The organism is Goodfellowiella coeruleoviolacea (assembly GCF_024171785.1).
Classification (GTDB): Bacteria; Actinomycetota; Actinomycetes; order Mycobacteriales; family Pseudonocardiaceae; genus Goodfellowiella; species Goodfellowiella coeruleoviolacea.
In genome coordinates, this window is sequence record NZ_JAMTCK010000024.1 from 16727 (window position 1) to 32334 (window position 15608).

Consider the following 15608-nt stretch of genomic DNA (forward strand, 5'->3'; position numbering starts at 1 on the left):
GGGACATCCCCGATCCCCCCAACTCGTCCGTGTCCGTGCGGTCGACTCAGTCGGACATCGCCACCAGCACGCGGCGGGGCCCGGTGAACGGGCGCCGTCCGTGCCCGACCAGCACGTTGTCGATCAGCATCAGGTCGCCCTCGTGCCAGTCCACGTCCACCGCGGCCGCAAGACCGCGGTCGCGGACCTGGACGGCGTAGGCGTCCGGGATCGGCGTGCCGTCGGCGAACGCGACCGACTGCGGCAGTTCCTCCGGCGGCAGGATCTCGGCCAACTCCCGGGCGGTCTCGTCGCCGAGCGCCGCCGGGTGCCACTGGTCGGACTGGTTGAACCAGACCTCGTCGCCGGTCACCGGGTGCCGGATCGTGGACGGCCGCACCGCCTCGACACGCAGCCCGTCGTCGTCCTTCCACTCCCACTCGCAGCCCGCGCCGGCGAGGAACGCCTCGACCTCGGCGCGGCTGTCGGTCTCGAAGGTCTCCTGCCAGCTCTTGCCGAGGCCGTAGCCCGCGTGCAGGTTCTGGCGGTACCGCACCCCGCCCGCGAACGCGGCACGCACCTCCTCGTCGAGCGCCGCGAGCCAGCGCACCCCGTCGACCACGGGCGTCGCGCCGCCGGTCGCCGGTGCCACCGCGCAGAAGAACAGCAGCCGCGTCGGCCACTGGGCGGCGTAGGAGAGTTCGTTGTGCATGGAGATCGTGAGTTCCTGCGGGTACTCGGTCGAGGTGTAGACGTTGTCGCCGACCTTGGTGCGCGGCGAGTTGCCGTGCACGTACGCCAGCCGGTTCGGCAGCAGCCGGTCCATCACCGGCTCCAGCGTGTCCGCGGTGACGCCGAACCCGCGGAAGACGATGGCCTTGTTCGCCACGAGCAGCGCGTCGATCTCGGCGGTGGCCGAGCCGAGGTGCTGTGCGAGCGCGGCGGCGCCCGGTGCCACACCGAGGTCGGTCGGTGTGAGTTCCAACGGCTGCCACGTGAGCGTGTCGGTCACGGGATTCCCCCTCGTCGCACCGGTCGGTCAGGCCGCGGTGCGGAAGAATTCAACGATGATCTTGTTGACCGCCACCGGGTCCTCGAGGTAGCCGTAGTGCCCGCACCCGGGCACCACGTCGAACCGCGCGCCCGGGATGGCGTCGGCCACCTCGCGTGCGAGGTGTGGCGGTGCGTTGAGGTCGTGCTCGAAGGCGATCACCTGGCACGGCACCTCGATGCTGCGGTAGGCGGCGAGCCGGTTGTCCGACAGGCTGAGTTCCAGCTGGGCCCGCACACCGGGACCGGTGATCGGGCTCAGCTCGAACAGGTCGAGCCAGTCCGTCATGGCGGCGTCGTCGTTGAGCGTCCTCGACGACAGGTTCTGCACGGCCCGGTAGATCGCGTCGTAGACCGGCGGCACGACGGCCCCGGAGTCGTGCAGCGCGATCTCCGCGCGGGCGACCGCGGTGCGGAAGACGTCCGCGCGTCCCCGCGTCGCCATCAGCACCGCCTGGCGGACCAGGCTGGGCCGCGCCAGTGCCAGCTCCTGCACCACGAACGCGCCGAGCGAGGTGCCGACCAGCCGGCACGGCCCGAGCCCGAGGTGCTCGACGAGCGCGGCGATGTCGGCCGCCATGTCGTCGACGGTGAAGCCCTCGGCGCACTCGTCCGACGGCGGGATGCCCCGGTTGTCGACGGTGATCACGCGGTACCCGGCCGCGATGAACGCGGGCACCTGGTGCAGGTGCCACACGCGTCCACCGCTGCCGGTGCCCATCACCATCACCACCGGGTCGCCGGCGCCGACGTCCTCGTAGTTCAGCCGGATTCCGTTCACCGTGACGATCGGCATGGCTTTCCCGTCCGTGGCAGGGGTTTCTGCGGTCAGTTCGCGGTGGCGCGGGCGGCCGCGTCGGCCTCCATGGCGCGCACCAGGCTCTTCGGCCGCATGTCGGTCCAGTTGGTGTTGATGTAGTCGAGGCACGACTGCCGGTCGGTCTCCGGCAGCGCCACCGTCCAGCCCGCGGGGACCTCGACGAAGGAGGGCCACAGCGAGTACTGGCCCTCCTCGTTGACCAGCGCGAGGTAGCGGCCGTCAGGGTCCTCGAAGGGGTTGGTCATCCTGCACACTCCTCATCGGTTCTTCACGGGTGCCGGGCTCACCGGCGTGGGAAGGCCCCGCTCAGACGAGCGGGCTGAAGAAGAAGGTGTCCCGGCGGACGAAGCGGCCGTCCGCGCCGAGCACGAAGAAGTCGGCGAACCGCAGCGACACGTCCGTGCCGTCCTTGAGCACGCCGACGAAGTCACCGTGCACCGCGATCCGATCGCCCTCGGCGACCAGCGTGCGCACCGTGTGCCTGCCGTCGGCGATCACGCGTTCGCCGGAATAGAAATCCCGCAATGCTGCCCGCCCCACCAGCGGCTGATATCCAGGACGCTCGTACACCGCGTCCTCGGCGAACAGTCCGAGCAATCCGGAATGGTTGCCCTCGTCGACCAGTCGGTAATATCTGTGGACATTTTCCTTGGCGCTCGCCAAGTCCATCACATTTTTCTCCCCCAGTGCGCTCCGCCCACCGGAAGCGAAGCTACTCGCGCCCCGAGTGGAGCGTCAACCCCACCTTCACGGAAGACAAAAGCCCCGCTCAGCCCCTGTGTCGGCACCAACCCCTACCCGGTTTGGGCCGAGTGGAACATCTCCATGTAATGGTTACCAGCACAACCCCCTACAACGGTGTTGACGCCCCGCCCGGCCACTCCTACGGTGGCGACGTGTTCGCCCGCACCCGGGGCGCGTATTGATTCAGGCGAGCGATTTCCTGATTCCACGAAAAAGGTGACACGAATGAGTGTGCCGCGTGACTGATCCGATCATCGAGACACACGATCTGACCCGCGTGTTCGACGGTGTGCGGGCCCTGGACCGGGTCAGCCTGAGCGTGCCGAGGGGCACCGTGCTGGGGCTGCTCGGGCACAACGGGGCGGGCAAGACCACGCTCGTCAACATCCTGGCCACCCTGCTGCCGCCCACCTCGGGCACGGCGCGGGTCGCGGGGCTGGACGTGGTCGCGCGGAGCCGTGACGTCCGCGCCCGCATCGGGCTCACCGGGCAGTTCGCCGCCGTCGAGGAGCAACTGTCCGGAATGGACAATCTGGTGCTGGTCGCGAAGCTGCTCGGCGCGCGGTCGGCGCAGGCCCGCAGGCGCGCGGACGAGCTGCTCGAACGGTTCGAGCTGACCTCGGCCGCGCACCGCAGGGTGCGCACGTACTCCGGTGGCATGCGGCGCAGGCTCGACCTCGCGGTGAGCCTGGTCGGCAGGCCGGACGTGATCTTCCTCGACGAGCCGTCGACCGGCCTCGACCCGGCCAGCCGGATCGAACTGTGGCGGATCGTCGCCGAACTCGTCACCGAGGGCGCGACCGTGTTGCTGACCACGCAGTACCTCGAGGAGGCCGACCGGCTGGCGGACACGATCACCGTGCTGGCCGGTGGTTCGGTGGTGGCCACGGGCACCTCCGCGGAGCTGAAGTCCGTTGTGGGCAAGCGATCGGTGCACCTGACCCTGACGACCGCCGCCGACGTCGACGCGGCCGCGGCCGGGCTGCGCGGGTTGGGCATGCAGGTGCACACCGACGCCGCCCGCGCGACCGTGAGCACACCGGTCGACGCGGCGAGCGACCTGGCCGTGGTCATGCGGTTCCTCGACGAGGCCCGCATCGAGTTCAAGGAGCTGGACCTGACCGAGCCGACGCTGGACGACGTGTACCTGAGCCTGACCGCCGACCGGGCGAAGGCGGAGGTGCGCGGGTGAACGCCGAGACGTGGCGCGGTTGCGGCGCCCCGCGTCAGATCGCGGTGCTGACCGTGTGGTGCCTGCGGACGCTGGTCTCCGACCGGCGGGTCGTCGTGTTCTCGGTGCTCCAGCCGCTGATCATGCTGGTGCTGTTCACGCAGGTGTTCGGCGCGGTCGCGAACCCGGCCAACTTCCCGCCCGGAGTGTCCTATGTGGACTACCTACTGCCCGCGGTACTGGTGACCACCGGCATCGGTCCCGCGGTCGCCGCCGGTGCTTCGCTGGTCAGGGAGATGGACCGGGGCGCGCTGACCAGGTTCCGCGCGATGCCGCTGGGGCTGCACTGGGTGCTGCTGGCGCGGAGCCTGTCGGACATGAGCAGGGTCGGCGTGCAGTCGGTGGTGCTGCTGGCCAGCGGCGCGCTGCTCTTCGGCTTCACCGCGCACGGCGGCGTGCTCGGTTCGGTGGCCGCGTTGCTCGTGGCGCTGCTGGTCATCTGGACGCTGATGTGGATCTTCATCGCGTTCGCGGCCTGGCTGCGCAGCCCGGAGATCATGCAGAGCATCGGGTTCGTGCTGGTGTTCCCGCTGATGTTCGCCTCGAGCGCGTTCGTCCCGGTGGCGAACCTGCCCGGCTGGCTGCAGGTGGTGGCCACCGTGAACCCGATGACCTACGCGGTCAACGCCGCCCGCCACCTGTCGATGGGCGAACCGGTCGGCACCTCGGTCCTGCTGGCCATCACCACGAGCGTCGGCCTGCTGGCCGTGGCCGGTTTCCTCGCCGCACGCGGCTTCCGCCGCCCCCTGACCCGCTAGGCCCCGGCCCCGCGGGTGCTAGGCGTCCCGCCTGCGCAGCACGGTGTTGCCGAGCAGCAACGCCGCCACCGCCCACGCGGCGAGAATGCCCAGGCCGGCGAGCCGCCCGTACGGCGGCAGCGAACGGGTCAGCGGGTTGACGATGTCCGGACCGAGCATCCCGGACAGCCCGGCCACCCCCGGCAGCGCGTCGATCAGACCGGGAACGCCGACCATGCTCGCGATGAGCGGCGAGATCAGCAGCAGCAACACCATCACCGTCAACGTGCCCGCGACGCTGCGCAGCGCAACGCCGACGCCGACGGCCATGCCGCCGAGCAGCGCGAGGTAACAGCCGATCGACAACGCCGTCACGATCGCCGAGCCGAGGGTCAGCGGCGGCCCGTACGGGCTGAGCAGCATCCCGGCGAGCGCGATCGACACGCCGCCGAGCAGGGCGCCGAGCACCAGCAGCATCGGGGCCAGCGCCGTGACCTTGGCCAGCAACATCCTGGTGCGCACCGGGATCCACTGCAGCGTCGCGCGGATGCTGCCATTGGCGTACTCGCCCGCGATGAACATGGTCGCGAGCGCGATCACCGTGAACTGGGCGACGTAGAACACCGCGTCCACGGCGATCTGCGGTGCGCCGCCCGCGCCCGCGCTGTCCGCCTCCGCGATGCCGTTCGCGATCTGCACGTGCGCGCCGTACCCGCTGAACGCGGCCAGCGGCAGGGTGAGCACGATCGTCAGCACGAGGCACCACCAGCTCGACCGGACCGACCACAGCTTGGTCCACTCGGCCAGGACGGCGCCGGGAAAGCCTCCGCCCGTCCTGTTCGGCACTGTGCTCGCGCGGGACGTCGAGGTCTCGCCGGTCATGAAAACCTGCTCCGTTCGATCGCGGCGTTCACCTGGCGGCGACGCCGTACTCCACCGCGTTCTCGGTCAGTTCGAGGTAGGCCTCCTCAAGCGACCGGCTGGTCGCGCTCAGCCCGTGCAGGCGCGCCCCGATCTCGTGGGCGAGGTCGCCGACCCGCTGCACCGCGATCCCGGCGACGACCAGCTCGTCGTGCCCGCCGCGCAGCACGGTGCCGCCAGCGGCGACGACCCTGGCGGCGAGTTCGGCGACGTCGGCCGGTTCGGGGAGCCGGACGTGCACGGTCTCCCCCGTGGTGTCGCGGATGAACTCGGCGACCGGCGCGTCGGCGAGCAGCCTGCCCCTGCCGATGATCACCAGCCGGTGCGCGGTCAGCTGCATCTCGCTCATGAGGTGGCTGGAGACCAGCACCGTGCGGCCCTCGTCGGCCAGTGACCGCATCAGCCCGCGGATCCAGCGCACGCCGTCGAGGTCGAGCCCGTTGACCGGCTCGTCGAACAACAGCACGGGCGGATCGCCGAGCAGGGCGCCCGCGATGCCGAGGCGTTGCGCCATGCCGAGTGAGAACGTGCCGACCCGCTTGCCCGCGACGTCGGTGAGGCCGACCGCCGCCAGCACCTCGTCGACCCGCCGGGCCGGGATGCCGTTGGACCGGGCCATGGCCAGCAAGTGCTTGGCCGCGGTCCGGCCCGGGTGCACGGCCTTGGCGTCGAGCAGGGCACCGACCTCGCGCAGCGGGTGCGGCAGCGCCGGGTACGGGCGGCCGTTGACGTGCGCGGTGCCCGAGGTGGGCCGGTCGAGGCCGACGATCATGCGCAACGTGGTCGACTTGCCCGCGCCGTTGGGGCCGAGGAAACCGGTCACCCGGCCGGCCGGGATGTCCACCGTGAGGTCGTCGACCGCGACCTTGTCACCGAATTTCTTCGTCAGCGCGCGAAGCGCGATCATCGGTTCTCCGTAGCTCCTGGTTCCGGTCCGGCCACCCGCACACCGTAGTGACGGCGTGCCGGGGCGCGCCTCACCCGAACGTCAGGAACCCGCCCTTACTTTCGTCAGGTGCGGCGTTGACGAGCCAGCCGTGCCTGTCGGGGACCAGGCCGCGCTGGACGTCGGTCAGCGCGGTCCGCATCCGCGCGGACACCGGTCCGGCCGTGCCGTCACCGACCGTCCACTCGCGACCTTCGGCGACCACGCGGCCGATCGGGGTGACGGCGGCCGCGGTGCCGCAGGCGAACGCCTCGGCGAACGCCCCGGTCTCGGTCAGCCGCTGCCAGTCGTCGAGCGCCACCGGCCGCTCCTCGACGCGGAACCCCTCGTCCCGCGCCAGCGTCAGCAGGGACCGCCGCGTCACGCCGGGCAGCAGCGTCCCGGTCAGCGGCGGCGTGACGAGCGTGGTCTCCTCGCCCTGGACGTGCACCCAGAAGATGTTCATGCCGCCCATCTCCTCGACCCAGCGGTGCTCAGCGGCGTCGAGCCAGACGACCTGCTGGCAGCCGTGTTCGGCGGCCTCCTGCTGGGCGAGGAACGCGGGGGCGTAGTTGCCCGCGCACTTGGCCCCGCCGGTCCCGCCGGGCGCGGCGCGGCTGTAGCGGGTGCTCGCCCAGACCGACACCGGCGGGCTGTCGGCTCCGAAGAAGTTCTCGGTGACCATGGCGAGCAGCAGGAACCGGTACTCGCGGCCGGGTGCGAGCGCCAGCACCGGATCGGTGGCGAACATGATCGGTCGCAGGTAGAGGCTGCGCGCCGGTTCGAACGGCACCCACCGCTCGTCGGCGCGGACCAGCGCACGGGCCGCGGCGACGAAGGTGTCCACGGGCAGTTCCGGCATCGCGAGCCGCCGCGCCGAGTCGGCGAAGCGGGCGCCGTGGTCGTGCGGCCGGAACAGCACGGCGTGGCCGTCGGCGTGGCGGAACGCCTTCATGCCCTCGAAGACGACCTGGCCGTAGTGGAGCCCGACCATCGCGGGGTCCACGGACAGCGGGCCGTAGGGCACGACCTCGGCGTCGTGCCAGCCGCGGTCAACCGTCCACCGCAACGACACCATGTGCTCGGTCAACACCCGCCCGAAGGCAGGCCGCGCGCAACGGGTGCGCAGTTCGTCGTCGGTGATCCGGTCACCGGCGGGCAGCGTCCGGTCGGCTATCGCAAGCTCGGTCACAATGCCCCCAAGAGGTCGGAAAGTGACGCTATGCGGGCACTTTCTGCAGGTCAACCCCTACGAAACCCCACCATTGACCACTACGGATAGCCTCGATCCGAGGCAGGAGAACACTTGGGGGGAACGTGCGGGTCGGAGTCGTCGTACTGCCGGAGACCGGCTGGGCGGAGGGGGCGCGGCGGTGGCGTGCGGTGGAGGATCTGGGCTTCGACTCGGCGTGGACCTACGACCACGTTTCGTGGCGCGCCCTGCGTGACAAGGCCTGGTACTCGACGTTCCCGACGCTGACCGCGGCGGCCTGCCACACCAGCCGCATCCGGCTCGGCACCCTGGTCACCTCACCGAACTTCCGCCACCCGGTGCTGACCGCGAAGGACGCGATCGCCGTCGACGACATCTCCGACGGCCGCTTCACACTGGGCGTCGGGTCCGGCTCGACCGGCGCCGGCGACGCCACGGTCCTCGGTGGTCCCGACCTGAGCCCTCGGCAGCGCGCTGACCGCTTCGCCGAGTTCACCGGCCTGCTCGACGCCTTGCTCAGCAACGACGTCACCGACCACGAGGGCGTTTACTTCTCCGCGTCGGACGCCAGGATGCTCCCCGGCTGCGTCCAGCGCCCACGCCTGCCACTGGCGATCGCGGCCGCGGGCCGCCGCGGCTTCGACCTCGTGGCCCGGTACGGCAACGCGTGGGTGACGCAGGGCCCGGCGGACTGGTCGCGGGTCAGCTCCAACGCCGAGTGCGCGAAGCTCATCGCCGAGCACGGCGCCCGCCTGGCGAGGGCGTGCGAACGCGTCGGCCGCGACCCGGCGCAGCTGTCCCGGATCTTCATGCCGACTCCAGTGAGCTGCCCGAACCCGGTGACGTCGGTGACCGCGTTCCGGGAACTGGCCGAACGGGTCGCGGAAGCGGGCATCACCGAACTCGTCGTCCACTGGCCCCGCGCGGACGGCGTGTACGCGGCACCCGCGGACATCCTGGAACGCATCAGCGCGCAGGCACTGCCAGCGCTGCGCTGACCCGGGATCGGCTCCCGCCTGGCCCGCCGCCCCGAGCGACTCCCGGCTCAGCAGCCGGCGTCCGTCCACCGCGCCGGCACCGAGGAAGAACCGCAACAGGGTCACCATGTCGCACGCACTGGAAAACGCGTAGTCGGACGGGTAGAACGCCGTGTTGTCGCCGCCGTCGCGGGCTTTGGCGTCACGGCGGGGCCGGCCTGCTCGACCACCCCAGCGTCCCGCACCACCAGCCCACCGCCACCGGCACCTGCTGCAGCGCGGCCAGGCCGTGCCGACGTCGTCCGATCGGCGGCACGGCGGGAACCGCGGGCACCACCGCCCGCCACACCGCCCAGAAGTCCACATGAGACAGTCGGATGGTTGCAGCGGTCACACCGTTGCCGCCGCCGCCACTCCGGAAACCGTGCACGCATCGTCATGCGATGGGCACGGATCGTCAAGGACGGCTGGATCCAGATCTGCGACGATCATGGTGTCAGCGAACTTCGGCGTCAGGTGAGCCTTTCACATAAACGTGGGAACGAGCTGCACAGCTGGACGCAGTCCGACCCACGATGGACCACTGCTCTCGAAGAACCGCCATCGGACCAGAACTGGTTGGCGTGGAACGCGGCCGATGCCCTGCCCGACCAGGTCGTCGCAGGGCGGTTCGGGAGCAAGACGGGGGGCAGGGCGATGACGATTCTCCCCTGTGCGCGACGTCCGACCGCCGATCTCAGATCGACGCGGGCCGGGGACCTCCCGCCAGCCGGACCGCACCACCAGCGGTGGCCCAGCCCGGGCCGGTGTTCCCGGCACCAGCTGAGACCGCACCGAACGAGGCTGTCTCCACTGCCTTCACCACCGCGGCCGGCCCCACTCATCCCTCGGCCGCTCCCGCGCCGTGTGCCGCGACACCGCCTGCCCTTCGCAACCGCTCGCCGCGCCAGACCGACGGAGCCGCACGCGCGGGCGTAGCCGCTCCAGGCCGGTGGCCGCACCGCCCCACGGGCCCGGCGTCCTGCTGCCCACCTGGCTCATCACGCACCTGCTGTCCCGGCCGGGGACAGTTGACCTCGCAGCGCCAACACAAGGGATCGCTCTTATGGAATTTCGCTTGTTGGGACCGCTCGAAGTGCACTGCACCGGAACGGTGTTGGACATCGGCGGCCCGCGCCAACGTGCCGTGCTGGCCGCGTTGCTGTTACGCCCCAACGCCCTGGCGACAACGGATTACCTCTGTGACGCCGTGTGGAGCCGGCTTCCCGCGTCGCCCGCCACCAACCTGCGGACCTACATCGCCGGCCTGCGCAGGCGGTTGCGAGAAGCGGACGGCAGACACAGCAGACTGCGCACTCAGCCTGGCGGATACCTGCTGGAGGTCCGGACTGGCGAACTCGACACCCAGGTCTTCGAGCAACTGCTCGCCGAGGCGGGCACGGCGCTGCGCGCCGGAGCGCCGGCCACCGCGCTGGGCCGCTTGGACCAGGGGCTGCGCCTGTGGCGAACGGAGAACGCCACAAGCGTCACCGGAGGCTCGGTGCTGCAGGCCGAGCTGACCCGGCTCGACGAGCTGAGACTGTGGGCGGTCGAAAGCCGCTGCGACGCGTTGCTGGCACTGGGCCGGCACGACGAAGCCAGCGTGGAACTGCGCAGGCTGGTCAGCCACTACCCGCTGCGCGAGGAACTGTGGGCCAGGCTGATGACCGCGCTGGTCCACTGTGGCCGCCGGGCTGACGCCCTCGATGCCTTCATGCAGGCCAGGAAGAGACTGGTGGAGGAGTTGGGCATCGAGCCGGGCCCGCAGTTGGAACGCCTCCGGCAGAAGGTGTTGGCGGCTGGGCACACCGGCCCGGCCGCGAGCGGGGACCAGCAGGGCGAGCGGGACTGGGCAGGTGCTGGCAGCAGGATGCACCGCCCATCGATTCGTCTGGGACTGACGACCTGACCGCGCACCGAGAGGCTTCGCCCCCACCCGGACTTCCGGTGTTCGACGACAGCGAGCGAGAACCACAGGACCGGGCACGACCGCCGGCCGGTGCCCCGGACAGTTGTTCGGCACGCACGGGCACAACGCTGCGGCGCCGACCCCCTGGGCACGGCCTGGGCACGCTCTGGGCACCGCATTGGGCACAGTGAATCCCGTCAACGATCCCGGAACGGCGAGAAGGAGGTGAGTTGAATGATCGAGCAGACGGAGCAGACCGCGGCGGCTTACGAGGTGCCGGCGCTGGTCGAGATCGGCGACTTCGCCGACCTGACTCGGATCACCGACAAGGGCGGCTACGTCGACCTGCTGGGCGGTTGGTTCGACTTCTGATCGGCTGGGCCGGCGTGGCATGTGCCCACGCCGGCCCAACCGGTGTGGCCAGAGCGATCTGACCGATCGAGGGGAGGCGAACCACATGCAGCCGGAAACCGCGTGCTACGAGCCACCGGCGCTGGTCGAGGTCGGCGACTTCGCCCAGTTGACCCAAGACTCCGACAAGGGCAACTACGTCGACGGCTTGTTCTACTGGTTCGGGTTCTGATCGATCACGTCGGCGGCGGCCGAGTTCTCAGCCGCCGCCGACACTTCCCACGAGGGCTGGCATGAGATTCACCGTTCTTCCCGATCACCCCGCAGCCGCCCGCTCCCTGCCGGACCCGTCCCAGTCGGAGCCGCTGCGCGTGCTGCGCCATCACTCCGGCCGCCCCTGGATCGTCGGCCAGTGGTCCGACAGCGACATCCTCGCCGTGACAGCGGGGAGGAACAGCGCCGTCTTCCTGGGCGTGACCGGGGCCGCGGACGCAGCCGGCACCGGCGACGCGCTGGGGCGCCTGCTCGGCGACGCGCGGACCACGAGTGACCTGGACCGGATCGCCCGATCGCTGCCCGGCTGCTTCCACTTCGCCGCCTCCCTCGACGGTCTGGTGCGTGTCCAGGGCAGCCTGGCCACGGCGTGCCAGGTCTTCTACGGCCAGGTGCACGGGGTGACCGTCGCGGCGGACCGGCCGCAGACCGTGGCCGCGCTGGCCGGCGCCAGCGTCGACGAGGAGGCACTGGCGCTGCGTCTGCTCTCGCCCTACGGGCCGCCGTGGCCGCTGGCGGACGAATGCCTGTGGCGGGGAGTCACCTCGCTGTCCGTGGGCCACTACCTGGAGCTGGCACCGGACGTGCCGGCCCGCACTCGGCGGTGGTGGTCGCCGCCGGAACCGGAGTTGTCCCCGGAGGACGGCGCGATCCGCCTGCGGGAGGCACTGTCCGAGGCCGTCGACACCCGCTTGCAGCACGGGATCACGGTGAGCGCGGACCTTTCCGGCGGCATGGACTCGACCAGCCTGTGCTACCTCGCGGGACGCGACGGCGCGCCGCTGATCACTGTCCACTACGCACCGCTTGGTGGCGCCAACGACGACAGCGCCTGGGCCGAGCGATGCGGCCGGGACCTGCCGAACGGCCGACACCTGGTGGTTCCCCCCGAGTCGGCGGACGAGTGGTACCTGGACTCGCGGGAACTGGCGGAGGCCGACATCGAGGGGCCCTACCCGTTCGACCGCAGCAGGCCAACCGTGGCACACCTCGCCCGCCTCGCCGCCCACGCCGGCTCCTCCCGGCACCTGGTGGGCATCGGGGCCGACGAGCTGTTTGCGCTCACCCGGCGGCCAGCACGCGCTGAGGTGACCTACGCGGGCTGGCTCGCGTCCAGTGCTGACCGGCTCTCGATCCCCTGGGCGTGGACCGACCCGATCAGCTGGGAGGTGGCGCCGAAGCTGCCGCCGTGGGCGAGTTCGGACGCCGTGCGGACCGTACGCCGACTGCTGCGCGCGGCGGCGGCGACCGTCCAGCCGCTGGCGGAGAATCCGTCGCGCCACGAACTCATCCGGCTGAGCCTGATGAACGGGGCCATCGTCCGGCGGATGTCCCGCGTGGGGCAACGCGTCGGCGTGTCGTTCCACGCCCCCTACCTGGACGACCGGGTGCTCGACAGCGTCCTGGCCACCCGAACACCCGAGGCCGTGCCCGCCGGGCCGGCCAAGCCGCTGCTCGCCGCGGCGCTGCGCGGCAGCACACCGGATGACCTGCTCGCTCGGTCGACCAAGGGGCCATCCACACACGAAGGACACGCCGCCCGTCGACGCTGGACCGAGCTGGCCGAGCTGTGCGACGACTCCCGCCTGGCGCGGATGGGCATTGTGGACGCCTCGGTTCTCCGCGCCGCACTGCGCGAAGAGCCCGACCGCGCTCGCCCGCCCATGCCCCGAGACCCGACGCGCGCCTGCGAGCTGTGGCTGCGCGCCCTGCCCATGAACGTCTGACATCGGAGGGATTCCCATGCCTTTTCTGGTGTTGCCGGATCACCCGGCCGGCCCGGCCATCGTCCGGCAGCTGTCGGACGCCGCGAACCTGACCGTGTTGCCACACGCGTCGGGGCGACCCTGGGTCGTCGGGCGGTGGCCGGCAGACACCGCGGTGCGGGCCAGCGTGGGCCGCAACAGCGTGGTGGTCCTCGGTCGCACCACTGTGGACACCACGGCGCTGACCGCCAGGCTCCGGGACGTGCGCGGTGTCGCCGACCTGGACTCGCTGGCGACTGGCCTGGCCGGGACCTTCCACCTGATCGCCTCGATCGACGGCGAGGTGCGGTTCCAGGGCAGTCTGTCCACCGCCCGGCACGTCTACCACACTCTCGTGGACGGCGTGGCGGTCGCCGCGGACGAGCCGCAGAGCCTGGCCGCGCTGAGCGGAGCCGGCGTCGACGAGGAGGTGGTCGTGCTGCGGCTGATGTCGCTCTGGCCGCCCGCGCCGCTGGCCGACCGGTGCGCGTGGCGCGGCGTGCGATCCCCTGCCGCAGGCTTCCACCTGGTCCTCCGTCCAGATGGGACCGTCCACAACAGACGTTGGTGGACGGTCCCAGAACCGGAGGTCCCGCTGTCCGAAGCGGCTTCGGTGGTGCGGGACGCGCTCGTCGCGGGCGTGCTGGCCCGGCAGAGCGGAGACGGCGGGCTGAGCGCCGACCTGTCCGGGGGGATGGACTCGACCAGCCTGTGCTTTGTCGCGGCCCGCCACGGGGTCCCGCACTTCACCTTCCGGTTTCAACCGCTGGACCCCGCCAACGATGACGACCGGTGGGCCGGCGAGTGCGAGGCCCGGCTGCCCGACAACGAGCACATCGTCGTCGCGCACGACGACGGCCCGGACTGGTACGCCGAGTCACCGGCCGCTGCCGCGTGCCGTGAGGGCCCGATGCCCTTCTACCGCAACCGGGCCATGCTCGAGTACGTCGCGAAGCTGGTCGCCGCTCGGGGCTCCACCACGCACATGCAGGGCCTCAACGGCGACGAGCTGTTCCGCGCGAGCGCGATGTGCCTGCACGCGCTCGCCCGTGCCCAGCCGCTGGCCGCCCTCGGCCGTGTCCGCGCCACCAGGGCGATGCGACGTTGGACCATCGCGGGCACCGCGCGCTTCCTGTTGTCGAATCCCAGTTATGGCGAGTGGCTGGCGACCTGTGCCGACCGGTTGACGGTGCCGTGGCCGAAGGGCGTCGCGGAGTTCGAATGGGAGATCGCGCCGAAGATGCCCCCCTGGGCGAGCCGGGATGCCGTCGAACTGGCCCGCGACCTGCTCAGGACGACCGCGGCCGGGCACCCGCGACCGATGTCGCCACTGGCCGTGCAACACGCGATGGTGCGAATCACCCGGGTCAACGGCGAGGCGACTCGGCACATGTCGGTGATCGGGGCAGCGCACGGCGTGTCGTTCGAGTCCCCGTACCTGGACGACCGGGTGTTGACGGCCGCCCTCTCGGTCCGGCTGGCGGACCGCATCACGACCGGCCGGTACAAGCCGGTCCTCGCGGCCGCCATGCGCGGCATCGCACCCGACAACTTCCTCAACAGACAGACCAAGGGCGACTTCAGTGCCGAGCTGTACCGAGGACTGAATCGGCAGCGGCCACGGCTGCTGGAGTTGTGCGAGGACTCGCGCCTGGCCCGGATGGGCCTGATCAACGCTGAGGCGCTGCGCGAACTGCTGTTCGGGCTGCACACCGACAGCAGGCCGCTGATGCCGCTCGAAGCGACCCTCGGCTGCGAGTCCTGGCTCCGCCTGGTTGACGACCAGAGCGGCAAGCCCAGCGGCGCTCACGAAAGGAGCCTGACGCGATGATCTCCCTCGCCGAGCACGTGAAGGTGATCGACACCGGTGATGGGGCGGTACTGCTCGATGAGCGGGCCAGCCGCTACTGGCAGATCAACGGAACCGGCGCGGCCATCCTCGACCGCCTGCTCGCCGGCGACGACCCGGAGTCAGCGGCGGACGCGCTGCGGCAGCGTTTCCCGGACGCCGGCGAACGGATCGGCACCGACATCCGCAACCTGCTCGACGCCCTGCGCGCGGCGAAACTGGTGACGCCGTGAGCGGGCGGGTGACCAACGAGGTCGGCCCCGCCGCCGTGTGGTACCTCCGCCCGGTCGCCTGGTGCGTGGTGGGCGTGGCGCGGCTGCTGGCCAGGCTGCCGGCCAGGCGCCTGAGGCGCGCGATGGAACTGGCCCGGCGAGGCGCCAGGCCGGCGACGGTGCGGGAGGCGGTGCGCGCCAGGGACACCGTGGTGGCCTCCAGTGTCCGGTGCAGTGGGCAGTGGTGCTTGCAGCGATCCATCGCGACCGCGCTGCTCTGCCGGTTGCGGGGCAGTTGGCCGACCTGGCGCACCGGGGTGCGAACCCGGCCCTTCGAGGCGCACGCCTGGGTGGAGGTGGATGGCATCCCGGTCGGTGAGGACCCCGACAACATCAGGTGGTACCGCGTCGTCATGACGGTGTGAGGCGGGTGCTTCGGGGCGCCCCGGGCAACCAGTGCTACTTCGCCCAGCCCTACCTCCGCCGCCAGAGACGTCCGCATCCCGGCCGTGGGCAGCCGCGTCCGCGGCGGCACGTCTGCGGCATCCCCACGGCCTCCTTGGTCGGCCACCAGCGACGCCAACGGGCCCCGTCGTGCCCAGCAACACCCCCCAACCTCGGTGAACCCCGCAG

18 protein-coding genes are annotated in these 15608 nt (G+C 71.2%); 10 read left to right on the forward strand and 8 right to left on the reverse strand.

All coding sequences use genetic code 11. The features are described from left to right. Positions 1 to 46: 46 nt before the first annotated feature. The 4 genes from LX83_RS35205 to LX83_RS35220 form a co-directional block, all read right to left on the reverse strand. The gene (locus LX83_RS35205; RefSeq protein WP_253779809.1) at positions 47 to 991 is read right to left on the reverse strand and encodes a TauD/TfdA family dioxygenase; all 945 of its coding nucleotides are present in this window, start codon (positions 989 to 991) and stop codon (positions 47 to 49) included. A 27-nt stretch (positions 992 to 1018) separates the two neighbouring features. Further along, the gene (locus LX83_RS35210) at positions 1019 to 1825 is read right to left on the reverse strand and encodes an alpha/beta fold hydrolase (protein WP_253779812.1); all 807 of its coding nucleotides are present in this window, start codon (positions 1823 to 1825) and stop codon (positions 1019 to 1021) included. Between the two features lie 32 nt (positions 1826 to 1857). After that, on the reverse strand, positions 1858 to 2094 hold the full coding sequence (locus LX83_RS35215; protein WP_253779814.1) for an MbtH family protein: 237 nt from the start codon (positions 2092 to 2094) through the stop codon (positions 1858 to 1860). Between the two features lie 61 nt (positions 2095 to 2155). Next, positions 2156 to 2518: a nuclear transport factor 2 family protein gene (locus LX83_RS35220; protein ID WP_253779819.1), complete on the reverse strand. Its 363-nt coding sequence runs from the start codon at positions 2516 to 2518 to the stop codon at positions 2156 to 2158. Positions 2519 to 2831: 313 nt separating this feature from the next. On the opposite strand from LX83_RS35220, the gene LX83_RS35225 reads away from it, so the two are divergent. Both LX83_RS35225 and LX83_RS35230 read left to right on the forward strand, forming a co-directional pair. After that, positions 2832 to 3785, forward strand: a complete 954-nt coding sequence (locus LX83_RS35225) for an ATP-binding cassette domain-containing protein (protein ID WP_253779822.1) — start codon at positions 2832 to 2834, stop codon at positions 3783 to 3785. Then, positions 3782 to 4582, forward strand: a complete 801-nt coding sequence (locus tag LX83_RS35230; RefSeq protein WP_253779825.1) for an ABC transporter permease — start codon at positions 3782 to 3784, stop codon at positions 4580 to 4582. The genes LX83_RS35225 and LX83_RS35230 overlap by 4 nt, the downstream gene beginning before the upstream one ends. 18 nt (positions 4583 to 4600) lie before the next feature. Here the strand turns inward: LX83_RS35230 and LX83_RS35235 are convergent, their stop codons facing one another. From LX83_RS35235 to LX83_RS35245, 3 genes are all read right to left on the reverse strand, one after another. Further along, positions 4601 to 5443 (reverse strand): ABC transporter permease, encoded by an 843-nt coding sequence (locus LX83_RS35235; protein WP_253779828.1) that lies wholly within the window; start codon positions 5441 to 5443, stop codon positions 4601 to 4603. A 28-nt stretch (positions 5444 to 5471) separates the two neighbouring features. Beyond that, a complete protein-coding gene (locus tag LX83_RS35240) occupies positions 5472 to 6389 on the reverse strand; it encodes an ABC transporter ATP-binding protein (RefSeq protein ID WP_253779831.1) in 918 nt (305 codons plus the stop codon). Positions 6390 to 6459: 70 nt separating this feature from the next. Beyond that, positions 6460 to 7599 (reverse strand): branched-chain amino acid aminotransferase, encoded by a 1140-nt coding sequence (locus LX83_RS35245; RefSeq protein WP_253779832.1) that lies wholly within the window; start codon positions 7597 to 7599, stop codon positions 6460 to 6462. A gap of 125 nt (positions 7600 to 7724) precedes the next feature. Here LX83_RS35245 and LX83_RS35250 point away from each other — a divergent pair, with 125 nt between their 5' ends. Then, positions 7725 to 8618, forward strand: a complete 894-nt coding sequence (locus LX83_RS35250) for an LLM class flavin-dependent oxidoreductase (RefSeq protein ID WP_308204118.1) — start codon at positions 7725 to 7727, stop codon at positions 8616 to 8618. A gap of 181 nt (positions 8619 to 8799) precedes the next feature. On the opposite strand, the gene LX83_RS35255 is transcribed toward LX83_RS35250, so the two are convergent. Next, the gene (locus LX83_RS35255; protein ID WP_253779836.1) at positions 8800 to 8991 is read right to left on the reverse strand and encodes a hypothetical protein; all 192 of its coding nucleotides are present in this window, start codon (positions 8989 to 8991) and stop codon (positions 8800 to 8802) included. 723 nt (positions 8992 to 9714) lie between these two features. Here LX83_RS35255 and LX83_RS35260 point away from each other — a divergent pair. From LX83_RS35260 to LX83_RS35290, 7 genes are all read left to right on the forward strand, one after another. Then, positions 9715 to 10545: an AfsR/SARP family transcriptional regulator gene (locus LX83_RS35260; RefSeq protein ID WP_253779838.1), complete on the forward strand. Its 831-nt coding sequence runs from the start codon at positions 9715 to 9717 to the stop codon at positions 10543 to 10545. A gap of 234 nt (positions 10546 to 10779) precedes the next feature. Continuing rightward, the gene (locus tag LX83_RS35265; protein ID WP_253779840.1) at positions 10780 to 10917 is read left to right on the forward strand and encodes a lasso RiPP family leader peptide-containing protein; all 138 of its coding nucleotides are present in this window, start codon (positions 10780 to 10782) and stop codon (positions 10915 to 10917) included. A gap of 85 nt (positions 10918 to 11002) precedes the next feature. Then, positions 11003 to 11128 (forward strand): lasso RiPP family leader peptide-containing protein, encoded by a 126-nt coding sequence (locus LX83_RS35270; RefSeq protein ID WP_253779842.1) that lies wholly within the window; start codon positions 11003 to 11005, stop codon positions 11126 to 11128. A 61-nt stretch (positions 11129 to 11189) separates the two neighbouring features. Then, positions 11190 to 12896 (forward strand): asparagine synthase-related protein, encoded by a 1707-nt coding sequence (locus LX83_RS35275; RefSeq protein WP_253779845.1) that lies wholly within the window; start codon positions 11190 to 11192, stop codon positions 12894 to 12896. Positions 12897 to 12912: 16 nt separating this feature from the next. Then, entirely contained in the window at positions 12913 to 14745 is a 1833-nt protein-coding gene (locus LX83_RS35280) for an asparagine synthase-related protein (protein ID WP_253779848.1), read from the forward strand. Then, on the forward strand, positions 14742 to 14996 hold the full coding sequence (locus LX83_RS35285; RefSeq protein WP_253779853.1) for a lasso peptide biosynthesis PqqD family chaperone: 255 nt from the start codon (positions 14742 to 14744) through the stop codon (positions 14994 to 14996). Before LX83_RS35280 ends, LX83_RS35285 begins: the two co-directional genes overlap by 4 nt. Continuing rightward, a complete protein-coding gene (locus LX83_RS35290; protein WP_253779856.1) occupies positions 14993 to 15400 on the forward strand; it encodes a lasso peptide biosynthesis B2 protein in 408 nt (135 codons plus the stop codon). The genes LX83_RS35285 and LX83_RS35290 overlap by 4 nt, the downstream gene beginning before the upstream one ends. Positions 15401 to 15608: the final 208 nt, after the last annotated feature.